Origin of the sequence: Paenibacillus mesotrionivorans (assembly GCF_046098205.1) — a bacterium.
Classification (GTDB): Bacteria; Bacillota; Bacilli; order Paenibacillales; family NBRC-103111; genus Paenibacillus_AR; species Paenibacillus_AR mesotrionivorans.
Map to the genome: position 1 here is coordinate 80,825 of NZ_JBJURJ010000022.1, position 24,656 is coordinate 105,480.

Genomic DNA, 24,656 nt, shown 5'->3' on the forward strand with positions numbered 1-24,656 from the left:
ACGTCGGTTCATTCATGATATGATAGAAATATTGTACCAAGCCTTGTCCACCAATAGCAACTCCCGATAGAAAGGAAATCCTATATATGAAGGTAAATTTGAACAAGCGCATTTGGATTCCGGCGCTGGCGGTTATTTTGGCAGTCTCTTCAGTTGTGGCCATTGTAATCGTCACCCGGTCCGGGGATTCTGCTGACGGAACAGCACCGCCCGGACAAGCCGGCCAATCGCTTAGTATTATGCTGCCGCTTCACCAGTCAACTGCGCCTCCGGGAAGCCTGATCCAAGAAATTCAGGCCCGCACAGGCTATGCGCTGGATATCAAGTGGATACCGGACGAAGTGTATTCCAACCGGATGATGAATAATCTGGAGAGCAAGGAAAACTCCCAGGCCATATTCGTCAAACCTACGGATCTCACCGCCATCAAAAATGCCATCCGGTCGGACATGTTCTGGAACATCGGGCCTTATCTCGACCATTATCCTAACCTGCGGACCCTGGAACAGACCTCGGCAAGGCTGATGACCCTCGAGGGTAAAATATACGGACTCTTCAACGAACGTCCCGAATCTCGCCAGGGCGTTATTATCCGCAAGGATTGGCTGAATAATCTGGGCCTGACCGAACCCAAAACTTTGGATGAGCTGTATAAGGTGCTCAAAGCCTTTACGGAGCAGGACCCGGACGGCAACGGAAAACCCGATACCGTGGGGCTTACGGACCGCAACGACCTATATTACGGGGCCTTTAAAACGTTAAGCTCGTACTTCGGCACTCCCAACGGCTGGTCGTTATCCGGAGGCAAACTCACACCGGAATTCGCCACGCCGGAATATCTTAATACGATGAATTATATGAAGAAGCTGTATCAGGAACAGCTGGTCAATACGGATTTCCCCGTCACCAGCAAATCCGTGCAGCGTTACCGCCTCATTACCGGCAAAGCGGGTGTCTATATAGGCAGTTTGGCGGATGCTCCCCGGTTATTGGAAGAAACCCGGCAGGTCAATCCTACAGCGGATTTCACCGTCATTAACCGGATTCAGGGACCCAAGGGTTACGGCATCTGGTCGGTTTCAGGCAACGGCGGCATGTTTTTCTTCTCCAAGAAGAATCTGAAGAACGAGCAGCAGCTCCGGGATGCTTTGGACTTTTTTGACCGGACGATGGAGCCGGAAATCAGCAATCTGCTTTATTACGGCATTGAGAACACACACTACGTTCTGAAGGACGGTTTGGTAACCTACAAGGATAGCGCCATGTATGCCCGGTCCAATGCCGAAGTTCTGCCGCTGAACTCCCTATTGGTATCCACCGTGAATAACCCGAATCTGTACAAGCGCGACCCGGTAAGCATTGATCCGCTGCTGGCTGAGGCTAACACATTGATCGAGGATAATGCCACCATGCTGATTGAAAATCCGACGGTTGGGTTGTCCTCCAACACCTATGACGCCCGCAATGTAGAGCTGGATTTCATCATCAACAATGCCACCTACAATTTTATCCTTGGCAAAATCGACGAAAACGGCTTCCGGCAGGAGATTGACAGCTGGATGCAAAAAGGCGGCTCAGACGTCATTCAAGAGCTGGAGGATGCGCTCCGGACAAGCCGGCCTTAGACCCGTCATATGTAAATGTTCTCTGGTTCCCCCGTAGGAGACCGACACGAATCACAGGAAATCCTGTCGATTCATGCATAGGTTCTCCTGTAATTGGGGGAGCCTTTTATTATGCAAGGAAACCGGAGCCTCTCCGCCTCCTGGTGTCATCACCTCAGGTGTAACAGGGATAATCATTAGCCCAGATTCCCGTTTCTACTGGGTTTTTGCCCAATTTTGATGGTCCGCGGCGGTGTAGTGTGGGGCAGTGATTATATTCAAAACGCAATCCCGTACCGTATAGTTAGTCGTGTCAGAACAATCGACAAACGCAACACAACAGTTCAAAAATGGAGGTTATGATCAAATGGCAAAAAAAACACGCCAATGGGTAGCAGCGTTGACTACTGTAGCAGTAGCCGGCGGATTACTGGCAGCATGCGGAGATAGCAGTGACAAGGGCGCAGCTGACGGTGGAGCTTCCCCAGCAGCGACAACTCAGGGACCTGTGAAGTTTACGGTAATGGCCAACTTGCAGACTCCCGAAGTCCCTTCCGACAAACTCGAAAAGTATATTGAACAAACCACCAACTCTCAAATTGAGATCCAATGGGTACCGGACGGATCTTATGATGAAAAGTTCCAAGCCGCTTTCGCAACCGGCACTCTGCCGCAGGCTGTTTATCTGAAGAATGCCGCTTCCTTTATTCTGATGCGCGATGCCATCAAGAACGGTCAATTCTGGGAAATCGGGCCTTTTCTGAAGGACTACCCGAACCTGAGCAAGCTGGATACCAAAATCTTGGACAACACTAAGGTTAACGGCAAAATCTACTCCTTGTACCAAGAAAGACAGCCTGCCCGTTCCGGTTTGATCTTCCGTAAGGACTGGCTGGACAAGATCGGCGCAGCTGCTCCGACAACCACCGACGAGCTGTACAATGTACTGAAGAAGATCAAGGAAGCTGACCTGGCCGGCAACGGCAAAACCATTCCGCTGGCTGACCGTAACGACCTGGTATATGGCTCCTTCAAAACTGTAGCCACCATGTTCGGCACTCCTAACGGTTGGGGCGTTGTGAACGGCAAGCTGACTCCTGACTTCATGACCACCAACTACATGGATACCTTGAAGTTCTATAAGAAGCTTCACTCTGAAGGCCTGATCAACCAGGACTTCCCGGTTACCTCCAAGAACGACCAGCAAAACCTGATGTACACTGGACGTTCCGGTGTTTACATTGGAACCATGGGCGATGCGAAGACCATGCAAGACAAAACCGCTCCTAACTTCCCGGACGCAAAATACGACGTTTCCAACGATCTGAAGGGTCCGGACGGCAAGAAAACAACTTGGGGCACCAACGGCTACGGCACCATCCTGCTGTTCCCGAAATCCTCTGTGAAGAACGAAACCGAGCTGAAAGCCATCCTGGGCGTATTTGACAAGTTCTACGGCAAGGAATTGGCTGACGTTCTGAAGTTTGGTCTGAAGGATCAAAACCACTATACTCTGGATGCTGATAACAAGATCGTATCCAGCACCGACACCAAGCTCATCGAAAAGGAAGTTCGTCCTTACCTGAACATGGCGCTGGCTGAAACCACCAACGTTTCCCCGCAAAAGTATGCTTCCGCTACTCTGGAAAAGGCGAATAACCTGTCCAACGAAGCTGCCAAGTTCATGATCACTGATCCTACTGCTTCTCTGGATTCCGCAACCTATGCTGAGCGCGGCACCCGTCTTCAAGAGCAAATCAAGGATGCAACCTACCAATTCATCATGGGCAAGATCGATGAAGCTGGCTACAAGGCTGCTACCGACAAGTGGCTGAAGGATGGCGGACAAAAGATCGTTGACGAGTTCAACGAGCAATACGCTGCAATCAACAAGAAATAAGTTTTTCATTCTTCGAACGAAGGCTGGACTAACCCCGGCCTTCGTTTGAAGGGTTGATTTATACTTTGATTATTTAGGAGAAGGAGATACTGCTATGAACAATACGGCTGCTGAAGCGGGGCTGGTGAAATACAAAGAATCCAGCGGTAGAAAGTGGAAAAGAATCGTCCGTAACCGGTATATCTATTTAATGATTCTTCCTGGAGTTCTTTACTTTCTGATTTTTAAATACATTCCCATGTTCGGTCTGGTCATTTCCTTCCAGGACTATCTGCCGTACAAAGGAATCATGGGCAGCGACTGGGTTGGCCTGAAGCACTTTTCGCGACTGTTCAGTGAACCGGAGTTTTGGAATATATTTAAAAATACGATAGTGGTATTTGTCGTTAACGTAACCTTCTATTTCCCGATACCGATTATTTTATCCTTGATGCTGAATGAAGTTGGCAATGCCTTCTTCAAACGTTTTGTTCAAACTCTGGTTTATATTCCCCACTTCTTGTCCTGGGTTATCATCGTATCGATTTCCTTCGTTATGTTCACCATGGACGGAGGTATTATTAATGAAATGCTCACCTATTTCGGATTTCAGCCCGTCAACTTCCTGATGAGCTCCGGCTGGTTCTATCCCATGTATGTCCTCCAGGTTATCTGGAGAGAAGCAGGCTGGGGAACCATCGTATACTTAGCCGCTATGGCTGCAGTAGACCCCGGACTGTATGAAGCCGCCCGGATGGACGGCGCAACACGGATTCGCCAAATTTGGCATATTACGCTTCCCGGCATTCGCACCGTAATTGTGGTTATGCTGATCCTGAAGGTCGGCAGCGTGCTGGATACAAGCTTCGAACATATCTTCCTCTTGCTGAACTCCATGAACAAGGACGTAGCGGAAATTTTGGACACTTACGTGTACACGGCAGGCTTAAAGCAAGGACAGTACAGCTTCAGTACCGCCGTTGGTTTGTTCAAATCCGTCGTCAGCTTCATTCTGGTTATGGGTTCTAACTGGTTGGCGAAAAAAGCTGGCGAAGAGGGCGTATACTAAAGGCTCTTCGCAAGAAAGCCAACTTCGTAAGCAAACGTAAAGGTCGTTCTTACTTTAAGGAGGAAGCAGGATGATTCAAGATAAAACACTGGGCAATCGAATATTCGACGCCATTAACTATTTGCTCCTAACCATAGTCGGACTGGTAACCGTACTGCCCCTTGTGCACGTACTGGCCGGTTCAGTTACCACCGTTGAGGAAATGGCCCGCAAGCCGTTCGTATTGATTCCCACTGAGTTCACATTGAACGCGTACAAATATATTTTGTCTACACCGACTATTTTTAAAGCCTTGGGCGTTTCCATCTTTGTAACGGCCATCGGAACCCTGATCAGTATGTTTATTACGTCCCTGATGGCATACGGGCTGACCCGCCGCGATCTGGACGGCCGTAAATTCTTCAACCTGATGGTCGTTTTCACCATGTTGTTCCATGGCGGTTTGATCCCGTCCTTCTTGGTTGTAAAGCAAGTAGGTCTGATTGACAGCTTGTTCGCCATGATTATCCCTTCCGCTGTCAGCGCATTTAACCTGATCATTCTGCGGAGCTTCTTCCAAGGCCTTCCCGAAGGTCTGGAGGAATCGGCGAAGCTGGACGGCTGCGGAGACTTTGGCATTCTGTTCAAGATTGTATTGCCCTTGTCCCTGCCTTCCATCGCCACCATCTCCCTGTTCTACGCTGTAACCTACTGGAACTCCTACTTCAGCGCCATTATGTACATCAACAATGCAGACAAATGGCCGGTGCAGGTATTGCTGCGTCAGATCGTTATCGCGGCGAGTGGTATGGCTGCCGATACGGACAACGAGTTCATTAAGCCGCCGGAACAAACCATCAAGATGGCTGTTATCGTTGTATCCACTCTTCCGATCCTGATGGTTTACCCGTTCATCCAAAAGTACTTCGCCAAGGGCGCATTGGTTGGTTCCGTAAAGGGCTGATCCATAATTTCCCTCATGGCAAGTTGCCAGCTAAATGTTAGCTAAAATACAAGAGCAGGTTATCGCGAAGATAACCTGCTCTTTTTATGCAGATATGGCTGCACCCAACCTGCATCTGGGGGCATTTCTTCTGCCCGCTTGGTCTAACGGCGGTGGGAGACCTTATTTCAACAAAAATCCCCCATCCAAAAATCTAATGGTGGCCAGAGCCGCTATTGGGGCAAATCCCCCCGCAGCAAGCTCTTTTTTAGCACAATAACGTCTTCTGCTTCCGTTAAATTTGCCAGCCCTCCATTTTGAGCCAAATAGCGTCTCTCACCGCCGTTAGAAACACAACCATCCGCTACTCTGAAATAACATGATTCTAGCCGGCAGGCCAGATAGGTTATGGAGCCCCGAAACCGGCAGAGCCGGTTTGAGGAACTTTTTCGACATTTCATCGGTGGTCATCAGTACGGCGAGAACCATAGCATGAGTGGCTATGTGGAGAGAATAGTTACCCTGGGAAAAATAAAAAACGGACAGCAGAGAATGTCTCCGCCATCCGTTTCCTGAAATCTAACCAACGCACCCTGAGAGATTCGAACTCCCGGCCTTTTGATTCGTAGTCAAACGCTCTATCCAGCTGAGCTAAGGGTGCATATGGAGCGGACGAAGGGATTCGAACCCTCGACCCTCGCCTTGGCAAGGCGATGCTCTACCACTGAGCCACGTCCGCATCTGATTTTTACTCAGGAATATCAGTATAGCATCATGTGTGAGAAAAGACAAGCATTTTTGTTAGGAGAAATCGGCTCATACGCCCTCGTATGGTGGGTGGCTCTTCATGCGGACAGGTAATCCGTTATTTGGCCAAAAACCGGGCTTTGCGTGATTTCGCGGACACACGGTACGTTATTTCACCATCCCTCCGCCCAAACAAGCTTTTATCAGGCAGATAACGGATCCTGTGTCCGCTTACCCTGACATCTAACCCTTTACGGGCCAATAACGGCTTCTCTGTCCGTTTAGACCGTGAGCCAGCCAGGTCAATAATAAAAGGTGCAAAGCCAATGGCTCTGCACCCTATGCCGCCGGATCGCAATTAATAATTTTCGCTGGCTACCTCGAAATAGTCTTTTTCAGCCTGACAGGCCGGGCATTTCCCGGGAGCCGCCGGACCCTCGTGGATATAGCCGCACTTGTCGCATTTCCATTGGACCTTTTCTTCCTTCTTGAAAACGGCGTCCGTTTCCACATTGGCATACAGCTTGCGGTACCGCTCCTCATGATGCTTCTCGACAGAAGCGATCAGCTTGAAAGCGCCGGCCACCTCCGGGAAACCCTCTTCCTGGGCCACCTTGGCAAATGCCGGGTAATGCTCGGTCCATTCTTCATTTTCGCCCTGGGCGGCTGCCGCCAGATTATCAAGCGTGGTGCCCAGTGCAACCGGATAAGCAGCGTGAATTTCAAGACCGACGGGAAGCTCACCCTCGAAGCCCGCTACCAGCAGATTGTAAAAGCGTTTGGCATGCTCTCTCTCATTTTCTGCAGTTTCCATAAAGATTTTTTTGATTTGATGGTAACCTTCCTTCTCCGCTACCTCCGAGAAAAAGGTGTACCGGCTTCTGGCTTGGGATTCCCCGGCAAAAGCCTTCAGCAGATTCTCTGCCGTTTGTGTGCCTATTAAGCTTTTCATTGTGTTATCCTCCATGTTTCTCTATCTATAAATATATGTATCAAAACTCCTTCTATATTGTACCATGTTTCACAAGGATAAATCGCTATGCGGCAAAGGTTAGCCAATCGTTCATATTTCGGAGCCGTTCTGCGCGTCGGACTCCCCAACACCGGCAGAATCCGGTACAATAGACAGGCTGCCTGCTGTGGCGGACCTGCTTTCCATTACGTACATTAGAAAGGAAACCTTGTATGCGTTCCAAACCATCTTTATACAATCAAACTGCCTTGACCCTGCAATTTAATTTCACATCCGATACGAAATCAGGCTACATCCAGGTCCAAAACCATGGTGAACCGCCTGCATACGATGAAACCCGGGGCTGGGGCTTTGTCCGCGAAACCTGCGCGGTTCCGCCGCGGCCGGTACAATGGGAGGGTATTACAGCGGAAGCAACAGGCTTCTATGCCGCCGCCCAGGATTTTGATGCTCCCGCCGGATTGGAGCAGGAGCATTACAACCGCTTCGGAATGGCTTTCCGGATGCGTATTCCCCCCGGAGCCTACCAGATTGAGGTCATCACCGCCACTCCTCCGGAGACAACAGATGTGTCCGTTTCCGGTATGCACCCGGGCCGGCTCTTGGACAAAGGTTACTGGGATGCCGCGGGTCTTGTCCCTATCCGCCATCACGCCTCCCGTTCCACTTCCTCCACCGAACAACTGTGGCGCTGCCATTATGTAAACGGGCGAAATTTCCTGGATATTGAAATTGAGCCCACCCAGCCCGATTCCGCCGTAGGAATCAGGGAAATCCGGATTACCGCACTTCCTCTTCCGGAACGGCCGGCTGGTGTGCTCCCCGCCGTCTATACCCTTGGGGACTCCACGGTCAAATCCTATACCTTCGAGGAAGCCCCCCTCTGCGGCTGGGGACAGGTGTTTGACGATCTGTTCGATCTGGACCGGGTTCGGGTCATCAACTACTCTATGGGCGGCCGCTCCTTCAAAAACAGCTACTGGGAAGGCCGGTTTAATGATCTCCTGCTCTCCTCCTATCCCGGTGACTACCTCCTGCTCCAATCCGGCCACAATGATGAACGGCAGGATGAGCTGCACCGCTTCGGCCGGGGCAATACGGAGGTCACCTACGAAGAGTACCTGCGGGAGGTGTATCTGCCCGCCATCCGCTCCCGCGGCGTAATTCCCGTATTGGTTACCCCGGTATCCCGGGTGAACGGGAAGGCGCAGCCGGGTGATGTGTTCGCCGATTCCTTCCAGACCCGGCGGTTTCCCGTCATTATGAGGCAGGTGGCCCATGAAGAGGGAATCACACTGTTGGATTTAAACGCCCGTAGCGTAGAGTATTACAACGAAATTGGAGCGGAAGCCACCATCGCCCTGTTTATGTCCCTGGAAGCCGGGGAAACGCCGGGCAAAACCAATGACGGCAGCTTCGCCAACGGCCACCCCGCCAACAAAATCGACGCCACCCACTACAAGGAAGCGTTGGCCCGGCAATTGGCCCGTATGGTAGCGGAAGAGCTGGCGGAGACAGGCTCCCGGGGAGACCGGACAGCCGCTGCCATTGCTGCATTCCTGCGGCCTGAGGTGAAAGCCGCCATAACGGGGCATAATTGGGCTCCGCTCTTTCCCCAGATGGCCGCAGACACTACCACCGGACGGGGCGCTTATTACCGGAACCAGATTGAGAAGCTGCTTCAACTGGGCGTGCTGGAGAAGAATGCGGACAACTGCTTCCGTCCGCTTGAACCCATGAATATGGAGGAATTTGCCCGCGCACTAACTAAGGTTCTGGGTATAACCACTCCCTCAATCTCCGGCTTCCCCTCCGGAGACCTGACCCGAGAATGTATGGGTGTGCTGCTGGCCAGAGGATATCACGCCGCATTTACCGCAAAACCCGCCTATATGACGGACTATAACGGAGCCACTCTTTTGCCCGGCATGCCCGGTTATGATCCCAATCTGAGCTCCGGCGCCCAAGGTGTCCGATATGATCCGGTGGTTCCGTGGGAGCAGCTGAAGGACAAGGACCAGGCGGATGCCAAGCTGGCTCCGGAACTGAAGGACGCATATGAGCTGGGGCTGATCCGCTCCGAAAACAGCCTTGTCCGCGGCCGTATGGAGAACAGCGACCTGTTGGAGCCCAAGTTAACCGTCACCCGGGAAAAAGCCGCCAAGACCCTTTATTTCATGTGGGTGCTGGCCCGTCCCGTTAAGCAGGAGAATGACTTGGCTCATTTATAACCTGCAAAACGAAACACCGCCTTCGGGCTCAAACCGGGGCGGTGTTTTTGTAGTCAGCGCATCACGCGGCTGTACGCCTCCTTATATTCCCGGGCAATTTGGTTCCCGCCGGCCAGCCGCCAGCGCTCCACCTCCGCCTTCCAGCCCTCCTCGTCAATTTTCCCCATGATATAGAGGGTCTGGGCATCGGCAATCTGCAGCTCCAGCTCCTTGCCCCGCTCCGCATACGTAGGGGAATCCAGCGTCAGCGCCGGATTAGGAACGGCGTACTGCTCGTTCTCATAGCCGATCTGCTTGCTTTTGCGGGCCAGCGCCGTATCCTTGGAGGGTCTGTCCATATGATACTGCTCATCCCGGTTGGGGAAGGTGTCCCGGTACGGCTTGACCTCCCGGTAGTCCAGATCCTTGTTCAACGGAACCGTAAACTCTCCCTCTACTCTGTAGTGCCTGCCTTCCACACCCTTCACCAGCACATTAACCATAGGCGGATCCAACAGCTTGTCCAGAAAACTCAGGATCTGCCGGAGCTCCTGCTCGGTTTTGACGGCGCTTTTCGGAAAAACCAGCATCCCCGCATTGCCGCCTTCATCGGGTACGCGGATACCACGGGGGCCCTCCAGCGGCGCACTGTCCACCCGGGCGGTGGGATTCAGCTTTTCCAGCTGGTTTTGGATCGTCTGGGCGTTGCCCCCGGTCAAACGGAAGGCGGCCTTGCCGGATTCGTAAGCCCTGTCAATGGTAGAGGCGTCCACCACGGCGAAGTCCGGGTTGATCAGCTTCTCGGCATAGAGCCGCCGGAACAGCTTCAGGGTATCCAAATATTCCGGAGCGGCAAATTCGGGGATGAAGTTCCCCGCCTGATCCACTCCCCATTTGTTCGGGGCCCCCTGTGCAACCGCAAACCGGCTTAAGGTGGAGGCTGTGCCCTGGTTGTAATTTTTGTCCAGCATCATGCCGTAGGTGTCCTGCTTGCCGTTGCCATCAGGATCCTCCAGTGTGCCTGCACGGATTACCCGGTACCAATCCTCCAGAGTTACCGGCAGCGTCCCGCCTTGGGCGTCCAGCCAATCCTTACGGTACACAAGGGAAACCCGGCCCATGTTACGGAACAGGGGAATGCCGTACAGCTTGCCCTCCACCGCCACATTGTCAAAGAAGGCACGGGGCTGGGCGGAGAAGTTCCGGTACTGCTGCAGATAAGGGCCGATCTCCCAGAACAATCCCGCCGCAAGCGAGCCGATCACGGCAGGGGTGTAGTTCACCTTCAGAAGCTTGGGCAGCTCCCGGGACGCAATCATCACATTAATCTTGTCGTCGTATGCAGTGGACGGTACCCACCCGATCTTCAACCGGACACCGGTATACGCCTGAATGGCCTGCTCGATGGGATTGCCCTCCTTGGGGATTTCCCCAATCTGGTTGGTCACCATGCTGAGTGTCACAACCGGCTCCTCTTCAACCCGGGTTCCGGCTCCGCCGCCATTCCCCCTAAGCCCATATGCGGCCACAGCCGTCACAAAGACTCCTGCCACTGTCACTGCAGATAACACGGCCAGCCTTTGTCTCATGGCTCCTCCCCTCCTTCCGCCGCATCCTGCGCGGTACTGCCGCCGCCCTTGTCCGCATGCTCCCGGTACTGGCCCGGAGTAATCCCGTGCACCTTGCGGAAGCTGCGGATAAACGCGCTGTTGTTCTTATATTGAAGCTTGGCGCCGATCTCCGCGATCTTCAAATCTGTAGTTTGCAGCAGAATTTTGGCCATATTCATCCGGTACTCCGACACATAGTCGCTAAAGGCAATGCCCATTTCTTTTTTGAACACACGGCTCAGGTAAAAAGGGTGAAAATGCATCATGGCCGCACAGGATTCCAGCGACAGCTCCTTGTCGTAATGGCTGTGGATGATGTCGGCCATTTGCTGGGCGATATTGGTATATTGATGCTCATTGCGTTCAGTGAGCAGTTGGATCAGCGGGGCAAACAGCCTGGTCTGGAACCATTGGAGCAGCTCCTCTCGGGTTTGCAGCCGCAGAAACCGCTGGATTTCCTTTTCCCCCTCGAGAACCTGATGAACGGGAACACCCTGATCCTGGGCAATCTCCAACAGCCGCATGGCCAGCTGCAGGAGCGGGATATGATACTCCGCCCGGTCGCTGCTTTCATCCAAGAGCATACCCATATACTCCCGCAGCTCCTCCTCCGCTTTGTGAGGCTTCAGCTCCCGGACGGATTGGGCCAGCTGCTCCTCCACCAGCTTCAGCCGGGAATAAACGGCAGCCCCAGAACCCTTCCTAATCACAAAATCATCGTAATGCACAATAATGTCCGTTCCAAGATTGATCCGTGCCTTCAGCGCAGCCACGCTCTCTCCGTACGCGCTGACAGTGCCCGAGAGGTGGGTAAAGGGCCGGCTCAGCCCAATGCTCACCTGGAATTTCAGGTAATGGGCTACCTGGGAGCGGACGGTTTCCGCGAAGCTGTAGAGGATGGCTTTCCCCGTTTCCTGGTCATCCGTCTCCAGTGCCAGCAGCGTCACCTGGGAATCATTCAGGAGGATGGGATTGAAGCGGGAATGGGCAGGCAATAGCTCCTCCACCATATTGTTGACGGCGAACAAAAGCAGCTCCCGGTCCTGCTCCTGAAAACGGCTGTCCGGCATGAGATCGATTTGCAGAGCCAGCACACCAAGGCTTTTCCATTGGGCGGGAAAGCCATACAGGGCGGATTTGCGCATATATTCATCATCCGACATCTGGCCTGTAAACAGCTTCAGCATATAAAATTCCCGCAAGTGGGCAGTTTGTGATTTCATCTCCTTGTCCAGCCGGTTGCGGGAGGTGGAGAGAAACTGCAGGCTCTCCCGGATCTGCTCCAGCTCGTTTTGGCCAGTGCGGTCCAAACCATCCCCTGGCGCTATCCCCTTGGAGAATTCCAATAAACGGCGGATCGGGCGGTACATGTGGCGGGTGCCCAGGAGCGACAGCAGCAGAACAACGGTAAGAATCAACAGGCAGGCCAGCACAGTGGCCCAGGCAATTTTGGAGCTTTCCCGGGTGATATCAGCTACAGAAACCGCAGAAACGTATGTCCAGCCGTTCAAGCTGGAGGTCCGGTAGGTAATGCCCGCCTTGTGGCCGTTTAATTCCGAGTAGAAAAATCCGGTCACCGGCTCCAGCCCTGCCGCTCCCTCCTCCGAAAGCCGGCTCACCTGACTGGAGATACGGAGATTGATAGCTTCATAGTGACGCATTTCCTCCACCGGGGAAAGGAAAGCGCTGCCACTTCGATCCAGAATATATTGGGTGCCCAGGGCATTATCCGGTGTCAGCAGGCTCCTGATATCCGCGGCGGAAATTTGCAGTACCAGCAATCCTTTTGGCGTGGTGCTGCCGGGAATCATGGGGATTTTTTGGACCAGCCGGATCATATCCGCAGGGTTAGCCGGAGCTTCCTCTTCCTCTGCCCCTGGCGTTCTGCCAAGACTGCCAACGCTGTTGAGACTGCCGGAGGACCAGAAGAAATCCCGGCCGTTCCGGGCATATGACAGAAATTCAGCACTTTCAGGGTGGTCCCACAGCGTCTCCAACGCCTGATGGTTAATCATCCAGTTATGCTCCAGATTCACCAGATAGGCCTGATTGATAATCGTTTGGGTCTGCAGTTGGAATAGCTCGGTCATGAGGCTGCGCACGTCCCTAAAGTCCTCTGCCGTCATCGGCTTGTCCATGGCCGCCTTGACCAGGCTGGAAGTGGCGAACTGCATGGCCGACATCTCCATAGAGCGCAACGTCTGCTCCACTCGGAGCTGGGTCTGGGCCAGCAGCTGCTCATTGGCTTCATTTACTTTGTTTTTAATATCATGGGCAGCGATGTAATAAGAGATGACTCCGATCAAAATCGCAGGCAGCGCTCCCAAGAGCAGACTGTACATTAATAAACGGGTCAGGTATTTATGCATGGGCGGCCCCCCCTTCTCTGCAGCATGCACCTCTTCGAACAGTCCGGTTACAGGAAAAGCAGCCCTACCGCAAGAAATGGCCGGCAGGGCTGCAAACTGGACACGTGCTACTCGTCGTTCAAAGGCAAATATTCGAAATAGTCGAAGTCGGCATAATTGCTGCTGCCGGTTCCATGGGAGGTAGCATACAGGCCCATCACGGAGCCCGTAAAGCCTCCTGCCACATCGGAGCTGAGGAGGGTGCCGTCTGCGTCTTCCACCAGCGGCTGCCACTCCTCGGACTGGGTGGCGTAATAGAAGCTGTAGCTTTGGCCAACCGCCTCCACCTTCAGGTAGATCCGGCTGTCCGGCTCCGGGAGCGGCCCTGCAGCCAGCACCTCGTCGGTACCTGCCGTTCTGCGGATCAGGCGGACCGACTTACTACCACCGGCCAGCGCCACTTCCATCCGGTACTGGTACTCCGTATTCTGCAGCAGCACCACACCTGCGGCCTCCTGCTCGGTTTTCGGCTGGAACTCCAATGCAGTCCGTGCGGCGAAGCTCATATGCTCTTGGCGCCGTCCGACAAAGGCCGGATTGGCCTCCTGCATCAATGTCTCCGGCTTCAGCCGCAGGCGCAGATAGCCGGGACGTTCCTCCAAGGACCAGAAATCCCCCCGCGGCGTACGAATGAACATCCAGGTGTAAGCGAGACGGTTGCGGTCAAAATGATCACAGGCCGGAAACGGCGAGAACCGCTGCTGTGGAAGATTGGGACGCTCCATCTCTATCTCCACCATACCCTTACCGGCATTGACCACCGGCCAGCCGTCCTCCCATTCCACCGGTACCAGGAAAGATTCCCGGCCCAGGTTGCGGTAGTAGCCGCCATAAGGCCGTGAGCCCAGGCAGACCATCCACCAGTCGCCGTTCTGGGTTTCTATTAGATCACCATGTCCCACGTTGGAAATGGGGTGGCGTTTGCCCAGATGGCGGTGGGTCAGAATGGGGTTCGACTTGCAGCCCTCGTAAGGACCAGTCAGGCTTTGGCTGCGGGCAACCGTTATGGAATGGGTGTGCCCGGTGCCTCCTTCGGCAATCAGGAGAATGTACCAGCCGTCCACCTTGTACAAGTGAGGGCCCTCCTGGGCATGGATAAATTTCAACGCACCGTCCCAAAGGCTGTACTTCTCGCCCACCAGCTTGCCTTGGGCCAGGTCCAGCTCCTGCAGATAAATCTCCATATGCTTGGGGTACTGCTGTCCGCCGGGAGGCTGGCGGTTGGCCATAATGTAGGCCTTGCCGTCATCGTCGAAGAACAGGGAGGAATCGATGCCGGGCGCCTCCGGCAGCCAAACGGGATCGGACCAGGGACCACTGGGGTCCTCTGCCGTCACGTAGAAGTTCCGTCTGGCTCCGGTGACACTCTCCACGAAGGTAGTAATCATGTAGAAGATGCCTTCATGGTACCGGATGGTCGCGGCATAAATTCCCTTGGAGCAAGGAGTGCCGTCCAGATCCAGCTGGGACGGCCGGTCCAGCACATGGCCGATCTGGCGCCAATGCACCAGGTCCTTGCTGTGGAAGATCGGCACACCCGGGAAATATTCGAAGGTGGACACCACCAGATAATAATCATCGCCTACCCGGCAGACGGACGGGTCCGGATTAAAGCCGGGAATAATCGGGTTACGAAATGTCGCCATAGGGTTTATACGCTCCTTTGTCCGCTTACGCCTTCAAGAGATCGAAGCGGAGCCAATCCACATCGGCATAACCGCTCTCGGTACCGGCGGTTGGTTTCAAAGCGAACAGTCCTACCTTGGCTCCAACCCAGCCTCCGGGTACAGCCGTAAAGGATTCGCCAAACGGGATATAGGTTTCATTGTCCAGGCTGTAAGAGAAGGTGAAGACCGCTTCCAGTCTGCATTCCGTCCGGAGATACACGGTTTTTGTGCCGCTTGGCAGGTCAATCACCGCTTTTCGGCTTTCGGCAGGAGCTGTTTCCTTGTCCTTGTTGCCGAAGCTGTCCACATAAACAAGCTTGAGGCCGTTATCTGCCGCTTCCACAGCCACATAGGCATAGTCATGTCCAAAGGCAGTCAGTCCCGCCGATTCGCCTTGAGCCAGATTCAGCTCCAGCTTAGCGGTAGCCGCAAACTCAGGTGCCGGAAGCTTCTGGCAGAGAACATGGGGAGCATGATAAAGAATGCTGCCTCCTTCGGGAAGCGCCTGGGTGTACAGCCGCAGATATCCCGGATTGGCTTCGAGGGAGTACCACTCTTCCTTGCGGTTGCTTTGCCATTGCCACTGCAGGCCCAGCACGGCTGCGTTGAAGTCATCGCTGGTTTCCGGAACTGCAGCGGGATATTCCTTGCCTACATTGGGCTTCTTGCACACCAGCACCGGCTCGCCGATACCGTCTTTGTTCTGGTTCACACCCATAACCGGCCAATCATTCTCCCAGCCCATAGGCTGAAGGTGGACGATCCGGCCATATGCCTCTCTGTCCTGGAAGTGGACAAACCAGCTTTCACCGGAATCCAGATCCACGTAGCCGCCTTGGTGGGGCCCGTTCACCGGAGTTTCTCCTTGATGCAGCACAATTTTGTCCTCATAGGGGCCGTAAACAGACTTGGAGCGCAGAATGGTCTGCCAGCCTGTCGGTACGCCGCCTGCCGGAGCGAAGATATAGTAGTAGCCGTTACGCTTGTACATCTTGGGGCCTTCCATGGTCGGATGTTCTATTTCCCCGTCAAAAATCACTTCGCCGTCGTCCAGCAGAGCAGTGCCGTCCGGCTTCATTCCACACATCTTCAGCCGATGCTTGATGCCGCAGCGGCTTCTGGCGAAGGCATGGACCAGGTAGGCTTTTCCGTCATCATCCCAGAACGGGCACGGGTCGATCCAGCCCTTGACCTCTTTGACCATATGAAGAGGTGTCCAGGGTCCTGCCGGATTCTCGGCGGTGGTCATATAGATGCCTTCGTCAGGGGCGCTGAAGTAAATCCAGAACTTGCCGTCATGGTAACGGATGGCAGGTGCCCATACACCGTCGCCATGACGTACACAGCCGTCATAACCGCCAGGCATACGGTCCACCGCATGTCCGATAATGGTCCAGTTGACCAGATCCTTGGAATGAAGAATCGGCAGCCCCGGCGAGCTGACGAAGCTGGAAGCCGTCATATAGAAATCGTCGCCTACGCGTACAATGTCCGGATCGGAATAATCCGCATACAAAATCGGATTCTGGAAACGTCCGTCTCCCAAATCCGCCTGCCATACAGGGGTAAAGCTTTGCTCAGTTGTCATCTGTGGTTGTGCTCCTTTCACAAAAGAACGCCTTGTAATGGGTGTCTGATCTCAATAGTTTAACATACATGCATAAAAAATCTTTGAATTCAGTTGATTACTTTCTCATTTATTATACATATTTGTTTGTTCATTAAACAAATTAACTTCGTAACTTTTTGTGGCGCTGCGGTTTTGGCAAGGATCACCTTTTTTCTGGTTTATTATCCATTATACACCTGAGGCCCCTTCTTAGTTTAGACCTTTCCCGCCGGAAAAACCGGAAATTTCACTTTATTCCCCAATAAATTTCCTTTTCCATTTTCCTCTTATCTCATATACTAATTATGGATTGAACTAAAAAATTTGAGAGAGCAGGTATATCCATGTCATTTGTCAAACACCGATGGAGATCCAGGTGGACGGCGCTGCTGGTGGCCGGCGCGCTGCTGACCTCTATCCTTTCTCCGGCTTTGCCCGCAGTCCAAGCAGAGGAAGCCGCTTCAACGGCCAGAACTGCCCAGTATTCGGATTTAGCCTCCAGCTATGCGGCCAAGGAAATTGCCGCTCTGACGGCCTCGGGTATTCTCGATGGCTTCGATGACGGCACCTTCCGTCCATCTGAACCGGTCACCCGGGCCCAATTCGCCAAGGTCATCGCCAGCATCCTAAAGCTGAAGGCAGAGCCGGAAATTGCCGCCCGCTTCCGCGATGTCCCGGCCAATGCCTGGTATGCCGGTTATACGGGGGCACTTGTGAAGGAAGGGATTACCGACGGCGTAAGCGAAAGCGAGTTTGCCCCGGACCAGCTGGTGACTCGGGAAGAACTGGCCACCTTCTTCATGCGTGCGCTCAAGCTCAGCAAGTCAGCCCAGTCCCTGCCTTTGGACTCCTCCACATTTGCCGATTTCAACGACATTTCCCCCTGGGCCCAGCACTACGTCTCCTTTGCCTACAAGATCGGGCTCCTCCAGGGCTCCCAGGATGCAAACAACAGCCTCGTATACCGCCCCAAGGCGCAAGCCGACAGGCAGGCACTGGCCAGATTGGCATATGAGCTTCTGGAGAACAAAGATACATATCTCAACAAAGCGGCTGGCCTCACCACTCCAGCCGCTTCCGTCAGCCCCACTCCTTCCCCGTCTCCGTCCACCGGTTTTATGGGCGGGGGCGGCGGTGGCGGATTTGGCGGCGGTGGTGGAACCATCCCTTCACCAACGCCTACTGCAACTCCTACTGCAACGCCTACCGCAACACCTACTGCAACTCCTACTGTAACGCCTACCGCAACACCTACTGTAACACCTACCGCAACGCCTACCGCAACGCCTACCGCAACGCCTACCGCAACGCCTACCGCAACGCTCACTCCTGCTCCGGCAGATGGCAGTACGCTGAACGACCTGCCCGCCGGCTCCTTCACAGGGAGCTTTACGGTTGCGGCAGGTTCAACTACATTCGGACCTGAAACGGGAACAGCGGTTATTTCTGGTACACTGACAGTGAATCCGGGACAATCCGGCCAAGTAACATTGCGTAACATACAAGCAGCTAACCTGAAAGTACTCTCCGGTTCAGATCACTCCATCATTCTCCAAGGTGTGAATATATCCGGCACTTTGACCGTCAATACTGGTGACCAGGATACGCCAGTGCGTATTCTCTCCCAAGCAGGCACCTCCATTGCCCAAACCTTACTGGAATCGGGGGCTATCTTGGAAATACCTGCCGGTTCAGCCGGTGATGTAACCATAGGGAATTCTGCCAGCGGAAAAACAATTGAGCTTCGCGGCAGCATCAACGGAACTGTCCGCAGCCTGGCACCCGGCGCGCATATTCTCGTACGGGACGGCGCCTCTATACATAGTCTGATCATGGAAGCCAATGGCCGCGTTCAAGCCGATGGAAATGTCAGCGGTTACGGCATTCTAAATTCCAATGTACAGGTGGATCTGAGTGGTGCCCAAGTAGCTGTACTTAAGGAAAATACAGAATCGGCGGCAACGGCATCGATCCAGGCATTGGGATACGCCTCCAACCTTACTCTTGAGCATATAAAGAAGGTTTTGGAAGCCCGGAGCCAATATAATGCACTGAAGGCATTGGGCTTAGCCGATGGATTCCCAGGCCCACTGAAGCAACAGCTGGAAGCCGCCCAAGCCCAAATAAGGACCCTCGCCAAAGCTCAGGCGGAGAAGATGCTGGGTGAGTTGCCTGCATATGAGAATTTCAACTGGTCGGACAGAGCCAATTTAGAACCTCAGCTGATTGCTGTCCAGCAGACTGTTGATATTGCCGTATCATGGGGAAATGTAGACTGGGAATTGACCGGCTATCAAAACTGGCGCTTTTTGAAGGATCTTTTCTCCTTCAGATACCTCTCCTTAAACATCCAAATGATAGAGGGGAACATAGCCGTAGCAGGAACCTCCGTTCCCCGGGCATTGGTTTCCTTGGACAAAATCGTCGAGTCCCCGGAAATCAAGGTGGTCCATCTGGGAGAGACATTAACTGATGACAACGGAAATTTCTTGTATATGGATGATTCTCATTTCCCTCTTAAGGGTGGGGAGAAAATTAGCTTAACCGTCAGTAATCCGGAGACAGGCTATTCCACTCAAACAATTTACATGGTCTCAGCTTCTTCATCTAAAACCGAATCGCCTCCTGTCATAAAGACTTACTATGAAGGTGATCCGCTGGAAATAGACTACGGTTTAAATTTTGCCGATTATCAGTATTTGTTGATTTTAAATCAAAATAAACAAGTGCTTTATAGCGGAGTTGCAGTGGCTCATAACAAGCTTTCTCTTTACTTCGATGGGCCGATAAAGCCTATTCCTGGCGAAACACTAACTGTTTATGCACAAGGCCAATATCAGTACAGAGCTATCAGTGACCCGGTACGGGTCAAAGTGTTGGCCAACTCTGGAAATTCCCAACAACCAGTTCTATCTGAGGTTTATGATGGGGACTTCATGATTACCCTGCCTGCTCCCGAAGGTACTAATGTCACAGTGGAACGCAGCGGCCAAATCCTTAGACCAATTTGGAATTACAATGGTACAGTGTTAATTCAGCTAACACAAGAACCGCTGAAGCAAGGGGAAGAGATTACCGTCATTTGTAAAGAACCCGGCAAAAACCCCAGTATCCCGGTTACAAAGCAAGTGCAGCCTACTGCCGGCAAATCTGTACAACCTGCTGCAACCCTTACAGATGGGGACGGCATGGTTACCATTTTTGGCAAATTCCCCAGCGATTCGTCGCTCTTAATCCGATGGGGCGACAGCAGCACCTCTCCGGCTATGGTTTTCCCATTGGGATCGTCACCAGACGGCAGCTATGATTTTTACATGAACTTCTCTACAGATTACATGTATGATAGATCGGTCTACCTGTTTCTTAAGAGCCCTGGTAAAGGAATTAGCACTGCCCAGAAGCTTTCTTTTACCCCAAAAACAAAATTGCTTTCCTCCGGGGGTACCCTCTTTACAGACAGTGTAAATCTGAAGGTTACTGCTGAGCCTGAGTCTCTTGTATCTCTAAAGAAACAGGACGGGACCATCGTTTACGAAAAGCGAGGAACTGCAGACAGTAAAGTGATCCTTCTGGACAGTATGCATTTGAAGCAAACTCTGCGGGACGGTGAAGCTGTTCAACTTACAGCTACCGCTCCAGGCAAAAAACCGAGCAAACCGGAAACCCTCTATGTTGCATCCAATCAACAAAAAACTGCAATTCCTGTAGTGGCCGGTACTCTCGTGCGTGGAATGGAAAAGCCGGTACTCTCCATTCTTTCGCAAGCCTATAAATTTGAAGCATTTATTGAAACGCCTGAAGGAGTGGAAGTCAGCGTAGATGAATTGTCTCCAAGGGCAGAATTCGGCCTGGACAAACAATTCACTCTGGACCCGCAGCTGATAAAGGGCGCAACCAAGCTGCTGGTTTCCATTAAGGAGCATGGCAAGGAGAAAAGTGACCCTGTCGAGGTCCCCATTTATGATGCACCCAAAGGTACTTTTTTGCAGACTGTTACCCAAAACGTCTATCAAAGCACCAATGCTTCAGAATTCATAAATGGCTATGCGGACCCGTTTTCAACTGTTATTGTGCAGACTGCCGATGGACAAACCATCGCACAGGGAGAGGCCACTATACTGGGCAGCTTCCACTTGAATGTGCCTTATAGTAATCTTGTGCCGGATACCCTGCTTCATTTGACGGCAAAAGCACCCGGTTTACCTGACAGCAATACTGTTACCCTCGCTGTATATGCGGCCCAAGGTGAAACCTCGAAGCCTATTGCTGCGGATTTTGTGGAAAGCGGGGGAACCATGATCAAGCTGGATTTGGAGGCCCCTGCCGGTTCTTTTGTTACCATCTACAATCACGACGGGACATTGCTCGACAGCGGATATTGGAAGGGTGCAGCCGGCAGCGGCATGGTAAAAAGCACCATCTATTTTGATGTCGGGCAATTGGATCAAACCTTGAGAATCACTGCACAATTACCCGGTTGCAATGTAAGTGAAAATACCTGGGTGCATGTCCGAACTAGTGAGATGCCCGAAAACATGTTTTTTCCTGCGATTACGAAGACGCAATATGATTATCCTTCGGGCATGACAAAAATCTCAGGATATACGCAAGAACCCTTTACCCTTATCCGAGGAGGCGTTGTCAAAACAAATTCCGATGCCAACGGCAATTTCGAACTTTACGTGCGCACAATCCCGTTGATTGTAAAATCGATTGAATTCCAAGCGCCCGGCAAAAAGTCCGTCACCTATCCTATTTATATGATGCCGGAAACCCCCTATATGTATGAGCAAAATGATAGTGGCAGTAATGTTGGTGGCGGCGGTGGCAGCAGTATTGGGATAGGTCCAAGCCCTGTCAGTCCCGGCGGGGGTTCAGAAGTAACCAATCCATAACTTTTGTTACTAGAAACAACACAGAGTTCTTTTAAAATAAATAGTGAGTACCAGCTAAACTTTACCGCTTGTTGCCTGCCATCCGCAGCTGACAAGCGGTTTTTTATTATATGGACGGAATTACAAGCTGGATAAAGGTTCTTCGGGTGGATTATAGGCCTTATCCCAAGTAGAACCGGCCAGATGGCTTTTATTCTGTCTCCTAGCCTCTAGCGGAACTCAGCGACGCTTAGAAGCGGAAAAAAGCGGTTTTCAAAAAATAACGGAACTGAGAGACTCTTAGCGGGGGCAAGTTGCTGATATTACTTGCTCCAGCAGCGCTAAGAGTCTTTTAGTTCCGTTACAATTTAAAAACCCGGAATATTCGTGTTTAAGAGCTTCTCAGTTCCGTAAGCGCGGCGCCTACGTTTTATCCCATAGCGTTTGATCCAGTAGAGCGCTAAAGCTATGCAAACCTACAGCCACACGAAGCGTCATGTTCCCGCTAGCGCCTACTGCGGACCTTCCTTGTACGCGGAAGGTCAACCTTTGCCCTTGCCGCCGCGCCCGCCGGGCTTCACGGCGCCCACCAGCCGCGCCACCAGGCGGTTGGCCCGCTCCGGCGGCCCGCCGCCGGCGCCTGCCGCCCCGCTGCGCCCGGGCGGCTCAACCCCATAGCGCGCCTCGCCATATTGGCGCACCAGCTCCCCCAGCGCATCCCGCTCCTGCCTTACGGCGGGATGCGCCTTTTCCAGCCGCGCGGCGTACTCCCGCGGCGTCTCGGCCGGCTGCGCCGGCCAGCCCTTCTCCTCCATGCCCCGGAGGAGAGTTTGGTACACCTGCCGGATGCCCGTGGCAGCCGGCACATAACGGAGCCGCTGCGGCGTTGGCTCCTTCATCCGCACCAAACGGATGGCCGGATTGGCCATCACCTCCAGCGGCTTCTCCCGGGAGCGGTACCGGTACATAGCCGCCGCCAGCAGCAGAACCACAACGACCGCAAGCCCCAGCCAAACCACGCCCGGAATATGGGCGGAGTCCGCCAACGCTTCCAGGTCCTTGGGATCAGGAGCGCCCTGTTCTGTGGGAATCGGCAGGATTTTCTGTTCCAAGATGGGCAGGGTAAAGGTAATATCCACCCCCAGCCACTCCAGCAGCATAAACACGCCTGCCCCAACAGCGGCAAAAGCCAGCATGGCCCCCGGAAACACCAGCAGCAGCGCAAGCAGGGCAAGCACAATCCCAAGGAGCAGCAGAATGCCCCTCAGTCCCGGCATGCCGTAGGCGCCGTCCAGCCGTTGGGCGTAGATAAGGCTGAAGCCGCGAATGAGCAAATACAATACAGCTGCAGCCGCCAGAAGCGGCTGATCCGCCGTATGGCCGAAACCAACGAAGATCAGTATCGGAACGGCAAAACATTCCCACAGAAAAAAGCCTCGTAACCGTTCACTTGCCCTTTGGGAGCCCTCCAGCCAAAATCCCGCCCGGATCACAAAAATAAACCCAAGGGCCGTCTCCCAAACCAAAAACCCCGATCGGTCCAGCAAGGTCAGCATGGAAACTGCAGCGATGAACATAACCAGAAAACCTCCGATTACCGCAGAGCGGGCACCATACAAACCAGACAGCCGGTTCATTCCCAGGCCCAACAGCATCACAAACGGCGCAAACACCAGCAGCATAACCCGTTCAGCGAACGCTCCAGCGGAAACAAAGGGCAGCAAACCGCATAACAGCACCGCAGCTTCCAAGGCAAAGAACAGCCACTCCTTCATCCTCCCGTTCTTGACTCCAGCTGTTCCAACCTCTTCCTGGCTGCCCCCACCGTTTTCCACATGCTCCTGGCTCGGCTCATTACGGTAAACGCTCACCGTACTTCCGCTCCCTGACTCACTTCCATACCCGCTCTCCAATCGCCCGCTGCTCCGCTCATTTCCATTCCTATCCCCCATAAGCCATCACCTCCTCCCGGCCGGGAGACTGGCCGTCTCCCGCTTCCCCGGCTCCGCCGCCGCGGGTGTTCCCGCCCTCCGGTGCCAGATCAATCACATGCACCGGACAGCCCTGCTGCCGGAGCATGCTCAAAGCCCGGGTACTCTCGGCATCCCGGTAATCCGTCACCAGCACCACCGTATCTCCGGGGCGCTTGGCCCGGCCCGCTGCCTGGAGCAGTTCGGCCTGGGAGCAGGAGGTATACCGGGACAAGGAGCCCAGCCGGTTAGCCAGCCGCTCAGGCTGTACAGGCCCCGCGGCGGGCAGCAGCTCCGTAGAGCCGCCCAGACTGTCCGACAGATTGGTCATAAACCCAACCTCCGCCTCTTCACCCGCCAGCTGCACAGCCAGTTGACGCACACGCTCACACAGCCGGTCCAGCCGGTCCCGGGCCGCTACCGCCCACTGCTCCTTCCCCATCTGGCCGTTCAATAAAAGCCATATCCGGGCATCCGTCGTATACCCGAACTGCTTCACCATCAGTCCGCCGGTACGGGCAGTGGCAAACCAGCTCACGTTCTTCAGCGGGTCCCTGCTGGTATACGGTCGCACTCCGGTAAACAAACTGGGATCCTCCTGGATAAAACGGCGCACGCGGATTTCGCCCATCAGCCCGTCCAACAGTCTGCGTTCCGCCCCCGGTGCCAACCGGGCAGGCCGGACAATGACCTCCATTTGCGGATAAACCGTCAGGAAGCTCTGCTGCAAGCCCAACAGGTCCATACATTCCAGCATCGCCTGATTCCACCGGGCCACTCCCCGCCGGACCGCTACTGCCGGTACGATCAGCTCCGCCGACTGACGGGCCAGAAGATAGGTATCCAGCCGGACCCTGCGCTCTCCGTTGCCGCCCACCACCGCAAGCTCATCCGGCAGCACAAAATCCAGCCGGACCTTGGGGCAGGGCAGACGGGTGGGATTGACCACCCGGATCCGGATCTCCAACTCCTCGCCGGGGTCGGCATAATCCCGGGATACCCGCACCTCCAGCCGGATGCGGGGGTATATCCGCCTCTCCCAGAAGTTAGGTGCAGCCCACAGTCCAATAAGGAGCATAACCAGTGTCAGCCAAAGCAGCAGCCACATGCCGCC

At 53.7% G+C, this 24,656-nt stretch carries 13 protein-coding genes and 2 tRNA genes; 6 read left to right on the top strand and 9 right to left on the bottom strand.

The features are described 5' to 3' along the window. Positions 1-86: 86 nt before the first annotated feature. The 4 genes from ACI1P1_RS26340 (at position 87) to ACI1P1_RS26355 (ending at position 5,495) form a co-directional block, all read left to right on the top strand. Positions 87-1,625, top strand: coding sequence for an extracellular solute-binding protein (locus tag ACI1P1_RS26340; RefSeq protein WP_416219502.1), 1,539 nt, complete (start codon positions 87-89; stop codon positions 1,623-1,625). A 346-nt stretch (positions 1,626-1,971) separates the two neighbouring features. Further along, the gene (locus ACI1P1_RS26345; protein WP_416219503.1) at positions 1,972-3,504 is read left to right on the top strand and encodes an extracellular solute-binding protein; all 1,533 of its coding nucleotides are present in this window, start codon (positions 1,972-1,974) and stop codon (positions 3,502-3,504) included. A gap of 94 nt (positions 3,505-3,598) precedes the next feature. Then, the gene (locus ACI1P1_RS26350; protein WP_416219504.1) at positions 3,599-4,552 is read left to right on the top strand and encodes an ABC transporter permease; all 954 of its coding nucleotides are present in this window, start codon (positions 3,599-3,601) and stop codon (positions 4,550-4,552) included. A gap of 70 nt (positions 4,553-4,622) precedes the next feature. After that, entirely contained in the window at positions 4,623-5,495 is an 873-nt protein-coding gene (locus ACI1P1_RS26355; RefSeq protein WP_416219505.1) for a carbohydrate ABC transporter permease, read from the top strand. Between the two features lie 566 nt (positions 5,496-6,061). Here ACI1P1_RS26355 and ACI1P1_RS26360 read toward each other — a convergent pair. The 3 genes from ACI1P1_RS26360 to rbr all read right to left on the bottom strand — a co-directional run bounded on the left by ACI1P1_RS26360 (position 6,062) and on the right by rbr (position 7,173). Beyond that, positions 6,062-6,135 (bottom strand) — tRNA-Arg (locus ACI1P1_RS26360). Between the two features lie 3 nt (positions 6,136-6,138). Then, positions 6,139-6,213 (bottom strand) — tRNA-Gly (locus ACI1P1_RS26365). 366 nt (positions 6,214-6,579) lie between these two features. Next, positions 6,580-7,173 carry a rubrerythrin gene (rbr, locus tag ACI1P1_RS26370; RefSeq protein ID WP_416219506.1) on the bottom strand — a complete coding sequence of 198 codons (594 nt, stop codon included), beginning with the start codon at positions 7,171-7,173 and terminating at the stop codon, positions 6,580-6,582. Between the two features lie 233 nt (positions 7,174-7,406). Here rbr and ACI1P1_RS26375 point away from each other — a divergent pair, with 233 nt between their 5' ends. After that, positions 7,407-9,425 (top strand): GDSL-type esterase/lipase family protein, encoded by a 2,019-nt coding sequence (locus ACI1P1_RS26375; protein ID WP_416219507.1) that lies wholly within the window; start codon positions 7,407-7,409, stop codon positions 9,423-9,425. Between the two features lie 53 nt (positions 9,426-9,478). On the opposite strand, the gene ACI1P1_RS26380 is transcribed toward ACI1P1_RS26375, so the two are convergent. The 4 genes from ACI1P1_RS26380 to ACI1P1_RS26395 form a co-directional block, all read right to left on the bottom strand. Next, positions 9,479-10,993 (bottom strand): extracellular solute-binding protein, encoded by a 1,515-nt coding sequence (locus tag ACI1P1_RS26380; RefSeq protein ID WP_416219508.1) that lies wholly within the window; start codon positions 10,991-10,993, stop codon positions 9,479-9,481. Continuing rightward, entirely contained in the window at positions 10,990-13,383 is a 2,394-nt protein-coding gene (locus tag ACI1P1_RS26385; RefSeq protein ID WP_416219509.1) for a helix-turn-helix domain-containing protein, read from the bottom strand. The genes ACI1P1_RS26380 and ACI1P1_RS26385 overlap by 4 nt, the downstream gene beginning before the upstream one ends. Before the next feature lie 107 nt (positions 13,384-13,490). Continuing rightward, the gene (locus ACI1P1_RS26390) at positions 13,491-15,068 is read right to left on the bottom strand and encodes a glycoside hydrolase family 43 protein (protein WP_416219510.1); all 1,578 of its coding nucleotides are present in this window, start codon (positions 15,066-15,068) and stop codon (positions 13,491-13,493) included. 25 nt (positions 15,069-15,093) lie between these two features. Beyond that, complete coding sequence (locus tag ACI1P1_RS26395; protein WP_416219511.1) at positions 15,094-16,677, bottom strand: glycoside hydrolase family 43 protein; 1,584 nt, start codon at positions 16,675-16,677, stop codon at positions 15,094-15,096. 413 nt (positions 16,678-17,090) lie between these two features. Between ACI1P1_RS26395 and ACI1P1_RS26400 the strand changes: the two genes are divergently transcribed. Continuing rightward, complete coding sequence (locus tag ACI1P1_RS26400) at positions 17,091-21,593, top strand: S-layer homology domain-containing protein (RefSeq protein ID WP_416219512.1); 4,503 nt, start codon at positions 17,091-17,093, stop codon at positions 21,591-21,593. Between the two features lie 521 nt (positions 21,594-22,114). Here the strand turns inward: ACI1P1_RS26400 and ACI1P1_RS26405 are convergent. After that, positions 22,115-23,524 carry a DUF4129 domain-containing protein gene (locus ACI1P1_RS26405; protein ID WP_416219513.1) on the bottom strand — a complete coding sequence of 470 codons (1,410 nt, stop codon included), beginning with the start codon at positions 23,522-23,524 and terminating at the stop codon, positions 22,115-22,117. Continuing rightward, on the bottom strand, positions 23,514-24,650 hold the full coding sequence (locus ACI1P1_RS26410; RefSeq protein ID WP_416219515.1) for a DUF58 domain-containing protein: 1,137 nt from the start codon (positions 24,648-24,650) through the stop codon (positions 23,514-23,516). The genes ACI1P1_RS26405 and ACI1P1_RS26410 overlap by 11 nt, the downstream gene beginning before the upstream one ends. Positions 24,651-24,656 lie beyond the last annotated feature (6 nt).

Excerpts from the sequence above, each read along its gene's own strand:
- ACI1P1_RS26340 (WP_416219502.1), top strand. The coding sequence starts at position 87 with ATGAAGGTAAATTTGAACAAGCGCATTTGGATTCCGGCGCTGGCGGTT.
- ACI1P1_RS26345 (WP_416219503.1), top strand. The coding sequence starts at position 1,972 with ATGGCAAAAAAAACACGCCAATGGGTAGCAGCGTTGACTACTGTAGCA.
- ACI1P1_RS26350 (WP_416219504.1), top strand. The coding sequence starts at position 3,599 with ATGAACAATACGGCTGCTGAAGCGGGGCTGGTGAAATACAAAGAATCC.
- ACI1P1_RS26355 (WP_416219505.1), top strand. The coding sequence starts at position 4,623 with ATGATTCAAGATAAAACACTGGGCAATCGAATATTCGACGCCATTAAC.
- rbr (WP_416219506.1), bottom strand. The coding sequence starts at position 7,173 with ATGAAAAGCTTAATAGGCACACAAACGGCAGAGAATCTGCTGAAGGCT.
- ACI1P1_RS26375 (WP_416219507.1), top strand. The coding sequence starts at position 7,407 with ATGCGTTCCAAACCATCTTTATACAATCAAACTGCCTTGACCCTGCAA.
- ACI1P1_RS26380 (WP_416219508.1), bottom strand. The coding sequence starts at position 10,993 with ATGAGACAAAGGCTGGCCGTGTTATCTGCAGTGACAGTGGCAGGAGTC.
- ACI1P1_RS26385 (WP_416219509.1), bottom strand. The coding sequence starts at position 13,383 with ATGCATAAATACCTGACCCGTTTATTAATGTACAGTCTGCTCTTGGGA.
- ACI1P1_RS26390 (WP_416219510.1), bottom strand. The coding sequence starts at position 15,068 with ATGGCGACATTTCGTAACCCGATTATTCCCGGCTTTAATCCGGACCCG.
- ACI1P1_RS26395 (WP_416219511.1), bottom strand. The coding sequence starts at position 16,677 with ATGACAACTGAGCAAAGCTTTACCCCTGTATGGCAGGCGGATTTGGGA.
- ACI1P1_RS26405 (WP_416219513.1), bottom strand. The coding sequence starts at position 23,524 with ATGGGGGATAGGAATGGAAATGAGCGGAGCAGCGGGCGATTGGAGAGC.
- ACI1P1_RS26410 (WP_416219515.1), bottom strand. The coding sequence starts at position 24,650 with ATGTGGCTGCTGCTTTGGCTGACACTGGTTATGCTCCTTATTGGACTG.